Source organism: Bacillus sp. HMSC036E02, from assembly GCF_001836235.1.
Lineage (GTDB): Bacteria > Bacillota > Bacilli > Bacillales > Bacillaceae_G > Bacillus_A > Bacillus_A cereus.
Genome location: NZ_KV827829.1, coordinates 71,484 through 84,959, shown reverse-complemented (window position 1 = coordinate 84,959; position 13,476 = coordinate 71,484). Strand labels below are relative to the sequence as shown.

Below are 13,476 nucleotides of genomic sequence, written 5' to 3'. Positions count from 1 at the left end.
CCCTACATTTTCTTTTTTCACTTGCGGCGATATTATATTATTTTTTTTCGTTTGCGAAGAAATGATATTGTTAGGTTTCATTTTACTAATTTGAGGAGCAATTAACTCGCTTCCTTTTTTTATTACATCTGAAATTTTATATTCTTTTTTCGGTTTTATTGGTGGTTGTGGCGGCTGCGGTAATACATTTACCGAAAACTTCGTGTTTTCTTTTTCCGCCGGTTTTTGTTTTTCTATCACAGGTGGTTTTTGAATAACAGACGGTTTTTCTTTTTGAATTGGCTGTTCTTTTTGCACCTCTTTTTGCGGTTTCACCTGTACTTCTTTTTGCGGCTTTACCTGCATCTCCTTCTGTGGTTTCACCTGTACTTCTTTTTGTGGCTTTACTTGCATCTCTTTCTGCGGTTTTACTTGCACTTCTTTTTGTGTTTGTTGCATAGCTGGCTGCTGTGTAATTGGTGCTGATTGATACGTAACTTCTTCTTCATCTTCTATTCCAAGCGGAGTTGGTGTTGCTGCAAATTCTTTTTGCTGCACTTCTTTTACGTATTGCTTTGGAGGTGCTGAACCTGCTCCAGCCTGTTGTTTCATATGAACACTCTTTGATGGCACTTTAATTTTCATACCTGGCATAATTAAATCTGGATTACTAAGTTGTGTATTTGTTTTTTTCAACGTATCAAAATCCACTCCGTACTTTTTCGCAATTTTCCAAAGGGTATCCCCTTTTTGCACGATATGAATTTTCAAATTTTCCCCCTCCTGTATAACTTATCTATAAGTAACAAATCTCATGAAGTAACTCTTTCTAAATAACATTAACTTCTTTTCACTTTTATCACTTCTTCGATTTTCAATATCATTCGAAGTGGAATAAGCATAAAGAACCACAATGATTTCTTCAAAACAATGTATGCCCATTTCGTTCTCGTTATGATTATATGTATGAAAAAAAGCAACGGGAATACCGTTGCTTTACACACGCTCTAACATACGATTTAATGCAAGAACTGCTTCTGCCGTTACTTGTTTGTCTACGCTAATAACGTTAATTTCTTCTCCTCTTTCTATCGTTTCAAGTGTCCATAATAAGTGAGGCAGATCAATTCGATTCATCGTTAAGCACGGACACATAAATGGATTAAGCGAAACAATTTCTTTATCTGGATGTTGCTGAATAATTCGATTCACTAAATTCATTTCTGTACCAATCGCCCATTGGCTACCAGATGGCGCTGATTCAATCATATCAATAATATATTTCGTTGAGCCTGCATAATCTGAAGCAGCTACAACTTCATAGCAACATTCTGGATGTACAATAATATTCATATCCGGATGATTTTTTCGTACACTCTCAATATTCTTCATTGTAAAATTTTGATGAACAGAACAATGTCCTTTCCATAAAATCACTTGAATTTCTTCTATATCCCCATCGTACTCTAATAAATCTGTGTGTGGGTCCCATACTGCCATTTTATCTAACGGGATACCTAGATCGTACGCTGTATTTCTCCCTAAATGTTGGTCTGGTAAAAAGACGAGACGTTCTTTTTGAGTAAACGCCCAAGATACCATTTGCTTTGCATTAGAAGAAGTTACTGTTGCTCCTCCGTTACGACCACAAAACGCTTTAATTGCAGCTGTAGAGTTCACATATGTTAACGGAATCATCGTATCTCCAAATAATTTAGTGAGCTCTGTCCATGCTCTTTCTGTTTGTTCAATATCTGCCATATCCGCCATCGAACAACCTGCACGCATATCTGGTAAGATGACAACTTGATCATCTGTCGTCAACATATCTGCTGTTTCCGCCATAAAGTGTACCCCGCAAAACACAATGTATTTTGCGTCTTTATTGCTCGCTGCAACTTGCGCAAGTTGAAGTGAATCCCCTGCTGCATCTGAAAATTGTACCACTTCATCTTTTTGATAATGATGCCCTGGAATGAATAACATTTTCCCCATTTTCTCTTTAATTTCACGAACACGCTTTTCCATATCTTCCGTTGACATTGTGTAATAACGCTCTGGTAACATCGTTTCAATCGGCTGTACTTTTTCTAAAATACTCATATACGTTTCTCCCCCTCTAAGCCACTTTCCTTACTCTTCAATATTGAAACTAATATCAAGTGCTTTCACTGAATGTGTTAACGCTCCAAGTGAAATATAATCTACCCCTGTTTTTCCGTATTTCGATAAATCTTCAATTGTGATGCCCCCTGAAGCTTCCGTAACGATGGCACTTGGTACAATCTTTGAAAACTCCCGGATTTCATCTGGCGTACGATTATCGAACATAATAATATCCGCACCAGCAGCGACAGCCTCTCTCACCTGTTCCTCAGTTTCTGTTTCCACTTCTACCTTCACCATATGTCCTAACTTTTCTTTTACTGATGTAACAGCTTTTGTAATAGAACCAGCAAAAGCAATATGATTGTCTTTAATCATGACACCATCATATAAACCGAAGCGATGATTAAATCCACCGCCGCACACGACTGCATACTTATCAAACATACGTAGTCCTGGCATCGTTTTTCGCGTATCACAAATGCGAGTATGACTACTATCTAAAGCAAGAACCGCTTTACGCGTCATCGTCGCTATTCCACTCATACGCTGAATAACGTTTAATATAACGCGCTCTGCTGTTAATAACGATGCGATTGGACCTTGCACTGTTGCAATAATTTCTCCTTTTTCTACAAGATCCCCATCTTTTTTATGAAGCTCTATTTCAATTCTCTCATCAATTAATTTAAATCCTGATTCAATTACTAAACATCCTGCAAAGACCCCTGTATCCTTCGCAAGAAACGTTCCTTTCGAAAGCAAGTTATCTGGAAAAATAAGCTGAGATGTTACATCTCTTTCTCCTATATCTTCTAAAAAAAATCGGTTTAATGCTTCTTTAACTTTTATCGTGTTCATAAAGCCCCTCTTCCCCTCATCACACAAGTTGTAGTTTTCTCTTTACTCGAACAATCTCTTTCTTTCCTATATTTCTATCTGGATAATCACTCCGGTAATGCCCGCCAATACTTTCTTCTCTTTGCAAGGCTGACACAACTATAAGCTCACAAACCGTTAACATATTAATAAGCGTTATCTCTTCATTCGTAAGAACATCATGTTGTAATATCATATTTCGAACACCATACTTACTAAACCATCTCTTCGCATAAGATAAACTTTGCTCTGTTCGCACAATCCCAACATATTTCATCATGCATTTTTGTATTTCTTCTTTCGTCGGTAAATGATTCAGAACGATAAACTTTTCTTCCTTTTCAGCTAGCATGTTCACCTTTTCTTTTGTCTCTCTAGATAAAATGTGTCGTCCGATTCTTTTTCCAAACACAAGACCTTCTAATAATGAATTACTCGCTAATCTATTTGCACCATGAACTCCGTTACAAGCTACTTCACCGACTGCGTATAAGTTCGGAATAGACGTCTCTCCATCACAGTTCGTTTTCACGCCGCCCATGTGAAAATGAGTACCAGGCACGACTGGAATAAGTTTTTTATTTATATCGACTCCATTTGTTTTACATATCGATGACACGGTCGGAAAGCGTTGTTCAAAGTTTTGAATCATTTCGATGTTTAAGTACACTTTTTCACCCGCAAGTAGCTGTTCATGAATAGCCCGTGCGACTACATCACGAGGTGCTAGATCCTGTTCGGAATGTATATCCATCATAAAACGCTGCCCTTTTCCATTTATAAGGACAGCTCCTTCTCCGCGAACAGCTTCGGACACGAGGCCGGAACAACGCCCACCCGCGTATAACATCGTCGGATGAAATTGTATAAACTCTAAATCTACAAGCTCTCCGCCTGCACGGTACACCATTGCAAGTCCATCGCCTGTAATCGTCTCATCATTAGAAGTAAAGGCGTATAAACCGCCAATACCGCCTGAAGCTAACACCGTACAATCTGCATTGTAACGTTTCAATTCTCCTTTATTGTTGCGAGTTAAAGCCCCAACACATTTATCTTTTTCTATAATAAAATCGAGCACCATTTCCTGTTCCACTACCGTAACGTATGGAGCTACTTCTTGAATAAGATGCTCTAATAAATTCTTTCCTGTTGCATCGCCACCTGCATGTAAAATACGACGTTTTCGATGCGCTCCTTCTTTTCCAAGATGAGGACCTGTTTCATCTCCATCAAATTTCATTCCTCTTTCAATAAGGTTATTAATTTCTTTCGGTCCCTCCTCGACTAAATAACGGACCACTTCTTCATTGTTATAATGACACCCTGCTACTAATGTATCTTCAAAATGATCATTAGGATTGTCATATGTAGCTACCGCTGCGGCAATTCCACCTTGAGCTAAATGTGTATTATTATTACGTTTCGTCTCCTTTGTGATAATAATCACATTCTTTTCGTGACAAATCTCTTTTGCAACACGAAGTGCCGCAACACCACTTCCAATAATTAAGACATCTGCACTTGGCATAATTGTTGCCTCCTACTTTACACTTTTCAACTGTCTTGACACCTATATTTACATAGTTTTAAAATAATGACAAGAGTTTTTTTATAATTCTTATTTTCACTACCATTTAAAAAGTAAAAGAACTGTAACTCTTACTAGAGAGAGGAACTTACATGATGATATATCTTGACTATGCAGCTACTACACCTATGAGCGAGGAAGCGTTACAAACATATATGAAAGCAGCGTCGCAATACTTCGGAAATGAACAAAGTTTACATGATATTGGAGGAACAGCTGCTTCTTTATTACAAGTTTGCCGAAAAACATTTGCGGAAATGATTGGAGGAAAAGAACAAGGAGTATTTTTCACAAGTGGCGGATCGGAATCAAACTATCTTGCGATTCAATCACTTCTAAATGCCCGAACTAAGAAGCATATTATTACGACACCTATGGAACATGCATCCATTCGAAGTTATTTTCAATCTCTAAAATCAAAAGGCTATACGATCACTGAAATTCCTGTTGATAAAAGCGGACTCCTTTGTTTAGTAGATTTAGAGGCAGCTATTACAGAAGATACTGTGCTAGCAAGTATACAGCATGGAAACTCTGAAATCGGAACCGTTCAAAACATTACAGAAATCGGGGCACTTTTAAAAAAATATAATGTTTTATTTCATACAGATTGTGTGCAAACGTTTGGTAAACTGCCTATCCATGTTTTTGAGATGGGCATTGATAGTCTTTCTGTTTCAGCACATAAAATATACGGACCAAAAGGTGTCGGCGCTTGCTACATAAATCCGCAATCTCGCTGGGAGCAAGTATTTCCGGGAACTTCTCACGAAAAAGGATTTCGCCCAGGTACAGTGAACGTTCCCGGCATCGCATCTTTTTTAACAGCTGCTGAAAATATATTAAAAACTCAATGGGAAGAAAGTTTACGTTTTAAAGAGTTACGCTCCTACTTTTTAGGGCAAATACAAACACTTCCGCTAGAAATTGAAGTAGAAGGTCATTCTACTTCTTGTTTACCACATATTGTTGGGGTTACAATAAAAGGAATAGAAGGTCAATATACTATGCTAGAATGTAATCGCCATGGTATCGCTATTTCCACCGGAAGTGCTTGCCAAGTCGGTAAACAAGAACCTTCGAAAACTATGCTTGCAATTGGAAAAACGTATGAAGAGGCCAAACAATATGTCCGCTTCTCTTTCGGACAACAAACAACGAAAGATCAAATTGATACTACTATTCATGCACTACACACAATTGGAAATCAATTTTATAGAGGTGTTAGATCATAATGAAACAAAATGACCAAAAAAAGATTTTAGGCGAAGAAAGACGACAGCTTATCCTTCAGTGGCTTCTCGCTGCAAATGAGCCGTTATCTGGGAATGAACTATCGAAGAAGACAAACGTAAGTAGACAAGTTATCGTGCAAGATATTTCCTTGCTTAAAGCACGAAACGAACCAATTATTGCGACTGCCCAAGGCTATTTATATTTAAAACCACAAGAGAAACAACAAGCTTTTGAACGCGTAATCGTATGCCAGCACAAACCAGCAGAAGTACGTCAAGAACTTACAATGCTTGTTGACCATGGCGTTACGATTAAAGATGTAAAAGTTGAGCATCCTGTATACGGTGACTTAACAGCATCCATCATGGTAAGCAATCGCTTTGATGTAGAGCAATATTTACAAAAAATCGAAAACACAAATGCTTCCTATCTTTCACAACTAACAGATGGTATTCACTTACATACAATTGAGGCAGATTCTAAAGAAAAGTTAGATGCTGCTTGTGAGGCGTTAGATAAAGCAGGATTTCTCGTTTATTAATGTAAGGCACAGAGTTTTTATCATTCTCTGTGCTTTTTTAATGCTATAATATTGTAATCAATCGTAAAGGAGATCAAATATGGGAATTGAACTCGTTCACTTTAGCATTGGCAAACCGAAACAAATGAAATATGGCGAAGATAAAGAAATGATAACAGGTATATGTAAAGACCCTACAGAAGAGGCCTTTCTCTCAAAAGACGGATTTCGTGGTGATGACGTAGCGGATTTAAAACATCACGGCGGTCCTGATCGTGCTGTTTGTGTGTACCCACACGAGCATTACGCACTATGGGAAGAGGAATTTCAAACTACGCTTCCAGCTTCCACATTTGGCGAAAACATTACCGTAACAAATATGTTAGAGCGTGATGTTTGCATCGGAGATACATATCAACTAGGTGAAACAATCATTCAAGTGACACAAGCAAGAGTACCTTGTAGCACAATTTCAAAACGTCTTGGCATCCCTGGCATACTGCCACGCATTGTAGCAACTGGATTTACAGGCTACCTATGCCGCGTTCTTCAAGAAGGTACTGTACGTAAAGATTCTAAAATTACATTACTAGAACGTCAACCGAGCAATGTTTCTGTCTTGTTCTCTAACGAAATTTATTTTCATAATAGAAAAGATAAAGATGGTATTGAAAAAATTCTTGCCGTTCCAGAACTAGCTGATATTTGGCGTGGTCAGTTAGAAGATCGTCTTGCGAAGTTAAAATAAAGAATCACACCAGGTAAAACAGTATTGAGTCCATCATACCAGATGGACTCTTTTTATTTTCTCTTCCTTCACGTCCAAACATATAAAAATATATTTCATATTATATATGGACAACCTTTAATTCTTATATGTGAAGGGAGTGATTAATTATGGCGGATTACTTCTTAAAAAATGGAAAAAAATATTATAAGAAAAATGATCGTCCATGTAATTCTTCAAATTCAGATTCAAATAACTGTTTTATACAGAACTATACTATTTTCGGTACGGGAAATACCCCTCAAGATCTTGATATAACAACTGGAATTCCTCGAACTGTATTTGAAAACTTCACTAAAAATCATAATAAGACACTTATTAAATTTAGTTTCAGTCCTGCATTTGCAACAACGATTAGATTAACAATCGCAAGATTAAACCATCGCTCTCCACTTACATTTACCTTAACACCAGGAGATATTAAAACATTTTTAGTAGAAGATGTTGAGAGTATTACTTTCTCAGATACTGTAGCTCCATCTACACTCAATCTATTAATACAACAAACGAATTGTATTTGCTGCAGTAATTCGAACAATGATGAATCCTATTATTATAATAGTTGTAATGATGCGTACTAAAAACCCGACAAAAGAGTTATCTATTCCTAACAGAAGCCGTCCTAAATATCTTTTAGGACGGCTTCTTTATTTTGCTAGCTTAATTAATCACTTACTTCAATAGAATCGATAGCTTACTCTACCTCAAACCGAGAAACAGCTTTTCATTTCAAACAACTTTAACAACAGCTCCCCTCTACAACCAATAAGAAGAATAACTCCCCAGCACAGTAACAGAAAAACCGAGTGCTTCAAGTTCCATCGTTACGCCTGGCAATAATACGTCATCGTATGCTTTATCAACATCGATTAAGAAAAAGTAATTTCCAAGACCTGTTTTCATCGGACGCGATTCGATTTTTGATAAGTTTAATTTTCTCCATGCGAAAGCTGATAACACTTGATATAGGGCACCTGCATAATCTGCAGGTAACGTTATCATAAGCGTCGTTTTCTCTCCGCGATTCTCTCCGTTATTCGGGAGTACTGCTTTCTTTTTCTTATGGAGTACCAAGAAACGTGTGTGATTATTTTTATGCGTATGAATACTACGTCTCACAATTGTTAATCCGTATTTTTCTGCAGCCGCTTCATTTGCAATAGCGGCAATTTTCTCTTCAGGATGTTCTTTCACATATTGCGCAGCAGCACTTGTAGATGTCATATCTCGAACAGTTACTCCTTTTAATTCTTCATTTAAAAATTTATGGCACTGTGCAATGGCATGCGGATGAGAATGCACTGCATATACTTCATCCCACACTTCTGCATACTCCGGATGTACAAGTAAATGCTGCTGAATTGGTACTGTAATTTCTCCTACAATGGAAAGCGGCTGCTCATGTACAAGGTAATCAACCGTTATATTCACTGAACCTTCTATTGCATTTTCTAACGGTACAACTGCGAAGTCTACATTTTCATTTGCAGCTGCATCTATACAATCTGGAATCGTTCGATACGGTACATGCTCTGCTTCCGGAAAAAAACGACTCACCGCCATATTTGTAAATGTTGCTTCTGGTCCTAAATATCCTACTCGAATCATCGTCTTTTCCCCTCTTTTTCATTTTCTTACTGTTATACCATACTTTTTTATATTCTTCTATGTAAATTTAGAATATTTAAAAAAGACTAGCATTCGCTAGTCTAAATGTTTCTTATATTCTCTTTGAGCGAAGAAGAAATAAATGATACATGCTGCGATATAAAACAGAATGAACAAACCTACTTTTCTTAATGATCCATCCATAAAAAGCGTATTATGAAACGTATATAACGCAACTGCACTATGCATACTCCCTACTATAATTGGCGCAAAAAATAGCATACATAATTGCCAACGAGAAATTTTCCATACTTCTTCCTTCGTCATTCCAAGTTTAGAGAGTGCACCATACTGCTTTCGGTCCGATGCAATATTATGGAACCATTTAAAATACACGATACTACATGAAGTAAGAAAGAATAATATACTAATAAATGAGCCTACAAATAGAGTAATATCACCGCCTTCTTTCATATTTACATACAACTCCATATTGCTTCGAAATGCATTATTATTATCTTGTTTCATGTGTTTCCGTAAATCTTCATTTAATTTCTTCGTCTTTTCGATATTTGGTAATGTGTAGCCTCTATATATCATTGTTTCAGAATCAGGAACCTGATTTGCTATACTATCAAAATCTTCATCATTCATAACAAAGAACAGACCATTAATGTACGAAGGGTGATGGTTAAATTGAACCCCTTCTTTCTGACCGTTAAATACGAATTGATATGGTTGATTCATTACTTGCAATTGAATCTCTTTTTGATTATATACATTCGAATTATTGTATTTATTATAATAAACGAGTGTCACTGTACCTTTTTTAGGACGATACGTTTTCTGTTTTTGTTTCCTTGCTTCTTGGTTATATTCACTTTCTTTTATAAGCGGTACTATTGTTGTTTCTCCTTTACTAGACTGAAAGGATGCATACACTCCAACAAAACTCATATATTGAAAATCGTCATACCCATATTGATGCAGTAATTTTTCAACCGCACCTTCCTCAAAGACTTCATGAGTAGAAATACCTTTTTCTATGTACGAAAACGAGTGTACCCCTCCAGTTCGCCACATATCTTGCATGCTAGAAAAATATAAGAACACCGTACCTGTTGCTGTAACTACAAACGTCGTTGCCATAGACATCAGAAAGAAAAAGCGACCATTTTCCTTCATTCGATGTGACAATTGATTCACTATAAATAAATACGGATATGTATACATAATCTTTTTATTTCGCTTTATTATTTCTAACATTTGGGTAGCTCCATGTGTAAAAGAAAAGTACGTTCCAAAAAAGACAAGTATAGACACAGGGAAAAAGTATATCGCTATCGTAGCCATCGTCACTTGTAGCGCCAATGCATACCCGCCCACTAAACAAGCAAAACCGAATAAACAGAGCCACTTTGATGTTTTCTTCTCTTTTTTATCTGTTCGAAATTCTTTCAATAACCGAATGATTTTTATATTCCATATACGTAAAGCACTTATAAAAGATAACAAAATAAAAACGACCATATATGTAATAAATGTTACACCAATCGCCCTTACGTCAAATATGACAGGGAGTTCTTTCGGAAGCCCCAGTAACATACTAAATACCATAAAAAAGAGTTTTAAAAATATCATACCAAGCCCAATACCGAAAATATTCGCGAAGACCCCGATTAAAATTTGCTCGGTCATAATCACTCCTATTACGTTAGACTTCGTTGCTCCCATTAACATATATAACCCTAATTCTTTCTTACGTGCTTCTATGAAAATAGAAGTAGAGTACAAAATAAATATGACGAAAAAAGAAATGATTATAACATTACATATAATAAGTCCCCAGCGTACGTTTTGATACCACATCGTCTCTTGCATATATGGATGCACAATGACAGACATATATGCGTAAGAAGCAAATATTGCAAAACAACTACTTAAGAAAAACACTTTATAATTACGCCAATTTCCTTTTATATTTTGCAGCGCTAGTTGCCGAATGTTCATCTATCGTCCTCCTGTAACTTACTACATAGGCAAAAAGCTAGAGGTTCCCCTAGCTTTTTACGTGTTTTAAATATCCTCTTTGCGCGATCATAAAGTAAATGGCAGAAGCTAAAATGTATGCTCCAATTACAAGCGCACCTGATTTCCATAAATTAATATAAAGCATTTTCCCTAACGTATGAAGAGCAAATCCACTATGAATGGAACCGATTAAAATTGGGATAAAGAAGATAACTCCCATTTGTCGAATCGCAATTTTGCGAATTTCTTTATCTGTCATACCAATTCTCTTTAACGATTTAAATTGAATACGATCTTGTTCTTTATCGTTAAACCATTTAAAGTATGTCATACTACAAGCGAAGAAGAAGAACAGTACCGCTACGAAGAAACCGATGAACATTGTAATTGCTCCACCTTCTCTTATATCCTTATACGCAAACACTGAATTTCTCAATTCCCCTTGCTTTTCTGGTGCAATTTCATTTTTCAAATCTAATACAAGATCTTCTGTACTTTTCCAATCCTCAATATAATAACCATAATATTTTGTCTTTTCTTCATCTGGTACGAGTGTTGCATATTTCTCAAAATCTTGATCATTTACAATGAGATATTCACTATCATTAAAAACAGAATACTGCGTTGGGGCATTTAATTGAACAGACTGCTTTTGTCCGTCAATTATAAATTCATACGGTTTCGTACGATCTATCTTCATCAGTTCATTTGACATATCAACCATAACCATCGTTGCACTACCTGGTGCATTATGAACTTCTGTAGGTTGCTCTCTCTTTTGTTTGCGCACTTCTGCATTATATTCTTTTTCTGAAATAATCGTCATCGGTACTTCATGTTCACTATTAAACAACGTTATTTTCTGTGTTGCCGGTAGTTTAACGTATGTTACTTTTCGCGCATCTTCAAACCCGTGTCTCTTCACAAGCTCCTGTACCTTTTCTTCATTAATAAGGTTATGCGTATTTAACCCCTTTTCCTCATATGAAATAGCATGTGGTGTAAGTTCTACCGTTTTCGCACTCATATTTTCAAAATATACGTACAGTGTACCCACCGCTGAAGATACTACCGCCGTAATGATAGAAATTACAAATAGAAAACGAGCATTATCTTTCATTTTATAAATAAGGTTGCTAAGGACGAACATATTTGGGTACGTATAAAAAGATTGCTTTCTTTTTTGTAATGCTTTTAATACAACTGTACTACCTTGTGTAAATAGTAAATACGTTCCGCCAATTGTCAGTCCTACCACCGGTAAAAAGAGGATGAGGAAATTCAGAAACGTTACTTGGAAGCTAAGTACATATGCAACAATAATACATCCTATACCAACTACACATAACCATGTAAATGCAAACGGCTCTACTTTTTGCTTTCTTGCCTCTCTTAATAAATCAATAATTTGCAAGCGTCCTACTGTCCAAACACTAAACAATGATAGGATTAAAAATAGAATAAAGTATACACCAGCTGTAATAAGAACTGCTTTACTATTCCAAACAAGTGGAAGTGTCTTATCTATTTTTAATAATACGCTTAACGCTTGGAAAAATAATTTTGAACAAAGCATCCCAACCCCAATACCAACTACAATTGCAATACTACCTAACATCAGTTGCTCTAATATAATCATTCGGCCGAGCTGCGATTTCGTTCCGCCTATTAATGTTAGTAGACCAAACTCTTTTTTTCTTGCTCGTAAAAACGTTGAATTTGCATATAAAATAAAGAGTGCCGAAAAGATGACCACAATATAATTCATCGATTCTAATCCTTTTGTGATCATCTTTCTCATACTAATATTACCGCTTACGACATCTGGATGATAAATAAAAGAAGCATACATGAAAAATACGACAATTGATAAACAACTACTTATAAGAAACGCTTTATAGTTACGCCAATTTCCTTTTACGTTATTAAGCGCGAGCTGGCGAAAGTTCATGATATTCTCCTCCTAGCATCGCAAGTACGTCCAGAATTTCTTGGAAAAAGGCTTGTTTCGTTCTTCCTTTATGTATTTCCGAGAAAATTTCTCCATCGCGTATGAAAAGGATACGTTCACAATAACTAGCCGCTACTGGATCGTGCGTAACCATTGCAATCGTTACTTTCTTTTGCTCGTGTAAATCTTGCAGAGCGCCCATTAGCGATTTTGCTGACTTCGAGTCTAAGTTTCCAGTTGGCTCATCTGCTAAAATTAACGTCGGTTCATGAATGATTGCTCTCGCTGCTGCTGCACGTTGTTGTTGTCCCCCAGATACTTCGTATACTTTTTTATTTAAAATTTCTTCGATGTTTAAAAACTTCGCAATTTCCAGTACTTTCGCATCAATTTCATTTACAGATTTCTTCGCCATTACAAGTGGTAAAATAATGTTTTCTTTAATGGATAACGTATCAAGTAAATTAAAATCTTGGAAGATGAACCCTAAATGTGTACGGCGAAACTCCGCTAATTTTGCAGCACGCATTTGATTAATTTCTTCACCATTTACAAGCACATGACCTGAAGTTTGCTTATCAATTGTTGCTAATAAATTTAAAAGCGTCGTTTTCCCACTTCCTGAAGGACCCATAATCCCTACAAATTCGCCTTCTTCTATTTTAAAATTTATATCGTTTAAAGCAGTCGTCGCTATTGAACCTTTTGATTGGTACACCTTCGTTAATCCTTTTACTTCAAGAACACTCATTTCTAATCCCCCTACGTGTTTTCTTCTTACATTTACT

Annotated in this window: 11 protein-coding genes and 1 pseudogene; 4 read left to right on the top strand and 8 right to left on the bottom strand. The window is 36.4% G+C overall.

The genetic code is table 11. The annotated features are described in order from the left end of the window. The 4 genes and pseudogenes from exsA to nadB form a co-directional block, all read right to left on the bottom strand. Positions 1-750: pseudogene (gene exsA / locus HMPREF2590_RS09360) on the bottom strand (spore coat assembly protein ExsA); the annotation flags it as partial. A gap of 225 nt (positions 751-975) precedes the next feature. Then, the gene (gene nadA / locus HMPREF2590_RS09355) at positions 976-2,082 is read right to left on the bottom strand and encodes a quinolinate synthase NadA (protein WP_000025305.1); all 1,107 of its coding nucleotides are present in this window, start codon (positions 2,080-2,082) and stop codon (positions 976-978) included. Positions 2,083-2,112: 30 nt separating this feature from the next. After that, the gene (gene nadC, locus HMPREF2590_RS09350) at positions 2,113-2,946 is read right to left on the bottom strand and encodes a carboxylating nicotinate-nucleotide diphosphorylase (RefSeq protein ID WP_001092207.1); all 834 of its coding nucleotides are present in this window, start codon (positions 2,944-2,946) and stop codon (positions 2,113-2,115) included. 19 nt (positions 2,947-2,965) lie between these two features. Continuing rightward, complete coding sequence (gene nadB, locus HMPREF2590_RS09345) at positions 2,966-4,495, bottom strand: L-aspartate oxidase (protein ID WP_001138536.1); 1,530 nt, start codon at positions 4,493-4,495, stop codon at positions 2,966-2,968. Between the two features lie 152 nt (positions 4,496-4,647). Here nadB and HMPREF2590_RS09340 point away from each other — a divergent pair, with 152 nt between their 5' ends. The 4 genes from HMPREF2590_RS09340 to HMPREF2590_RS09325 all read left to right on the top strand — a co-directional run bounded on the left by HMPREF2590_RS09340 (position 4,648) and on the right by HMPREF2590_RS09325 (position 7,679). Further along, complete coding sequence (locus HMPREF2590_RS09340) at positions 4,648-5,790, top strand: IscS subfamily cysteine desulfurase (RefSeq protein ID WP_000973760.1); 1,143 nt, start codon at positions 4,648-4,650, stop codon at positions 5,788-5,790. Next, positions 5,790-6,332: a transcription repressor NadR gene (locus tag HMPREF2590_RS09335; protein ID WP_000812240.1), complete on the top strand. Its 543-nt coding sequence runs from the start codon at positions 5,790-5,792 to the stop codon at positions 6,330-6,332. Before HMPREF2590_RS09340 ends, HMPREF2590_RS09335 begins: the two co-directional genes overlap by 1 nt. 79 nt (positions 6,333-6,411) lie before the next feature. Beyond that, positions 6,412-7,059, top strand: coding sequence for an MOSC domain-containing protein (locus HMPREF2590_RS09330; RefSeq protein WP_000510668.1), 648 nt, complete (start codon positions 6,412-6,414; stop codon positions 7,057-7,059). Between the two features lie 149 nt (positions 7,060-7,208). Next, complete coding sequence (locus HMPREF2590_RS09325; protein ID WP_000796370.1) at positions 7,209-7,679, top strand: hypothetical protein; 471 nt, start codon at positions 7,209-7,211, stop codon at positions 7,677-7,679. A 175-nt stretch (positions 7,680-7,854) separates the two neighbouring features. Here HMPREF2590_RS09325 and pheA read toward each other — a convergent pair whose 3' ends face one another. The 4 genes from pheA to HMPREF2590_RS09305 form a co-directional block, all read right to left on the bottom strand. Next, positions 7,855-8,706: a prephenate dehydratase gene (pheA, locus tag HMPREF2590_RS09320; protein ID WP_000621698.1), complete on the bottom strand. Its 852-nt coding sequence runs from the start codon at positions 8,704-8,706 to the stop codon at positions 7,855-7,857. Between the two features lie 96 nt (positions 8,707-8,802). Further along, complete coding sequence (locus HMPREF2590_RS09315; protein ID WP_001026365.1) at positions 8,803-10,716, bottom strand: ABC transporter permease; 1,914 nt, start codon at positions 10,714-10,716, stop codon at positions 8,803-8,805. A 49-nt stretch (positions 10,717-10,765) separates the two neighbouring features. After that, a complete protein-coding gene (locus tag HMPREF2590_RS09310; RefSeq protein WP_001011421.1) occupies positions 10,766-12,688 on the bottom strand; it encodes an ABC transporter permease in 1,923 nt (640 codons plus the stop codon). After that, positions 12,663-13,439 carry an ABC transporter ATP-binding protein gene (locus tag HMPREF2590_RS09305; RefSeq protein WP_000114520.1) on the bottom strand — a complete coding sequence of 259 codons (777 nt, stop codon included), beginning with the start codon at positions 13,437-13,439 and terminating at the stop codon, positions 12,663-12,665. Before HMPREF2590_RS09305 ends, HMPREF2590_RS09310 begins: the two co-directional genes overlap by 26 nt. Between the last annotated feature and the right edge of the window lie 37 nt (positions 13,440-13,476).

Bases quoted from the DNA above. Each gene is read 5' to 3' on its own strand.
- nadA (WP_000025305.1), bottom strand. From the start codon at position 2,082: ATGAGTATTTTAGAAAAAGTACAGCCGATTGAAACGATGTTACCAGAG.
- nadC (WP_001092207.1), bottom strand. From the start codon at position 2,946: ATGAACACGATAAAAGTTAAAGAAGCATTAAACCGATTTTTTTTAGAA.
- nadB (WP_001138536.1), bottom strand. From the start codon at position 4,495: ATGCCAAGTGCAGATGTCTTAATTATTGGAAGTGGTGTTGCGGCACTT.
- HMPREF2590_RS09340 (WP_000973760.1), top strand. From the start codon at position 4,648: ATGATGATATATCTTGACTATGCAGCTACTACACCTATGAGCGAGGAA.
- HMPREF2590_RS09335 (WP_000812240.1), top strand. From the start codon at position 5,790: ATGAAACAAAATGACCAAAAAAAGATTTTAGGCGAAGAAAGACGACAG.
- HMPREF2590_RS09330 (WP_000510668.1), top strand. From the start codon at position 6,412: ATGGGAATTGAACTCGTTCACTTTAGCATTGGCAAACCGAAACAAATG.
- HMPREF2590_RS09325 (WP_000796370.1), top strand. From the start codon at position 7,209: ATGGCGGATTACTTCTTAAAAAATGGAAAAAAATATTATAAGAAAAAT.
- pheA (WP_000621698.1), bottom strand. From the start codon at position 8,706: ATGATTCGAGTAGGATATTTAGGACCAGAAGCAACATTTACAAATATG.
- HMPREF2590_RS09315 (WP_001026365.1), bottom strand. From the start codon at position 10,716: ATGAACATTCGGCAACTAGCGCTGCAAAATATAAAAGGAAATTGGCGT.
- HMPREF2590_RS09310 (WP_001011421.1), bottom strand. From the start codon at position 12,688: ATGAACTTTCGCCAGCTCGCGCTTAATAACGTAAAAGGAAATTGGCGT.
- HMPREF2590_RS09305 (WP_000114520.1), bottom strand. From the start codon at position 13,439: ATGAGTGTTCTTGAAGTAAAAGGATTAACGAAGGTGTACCAATCAAAA.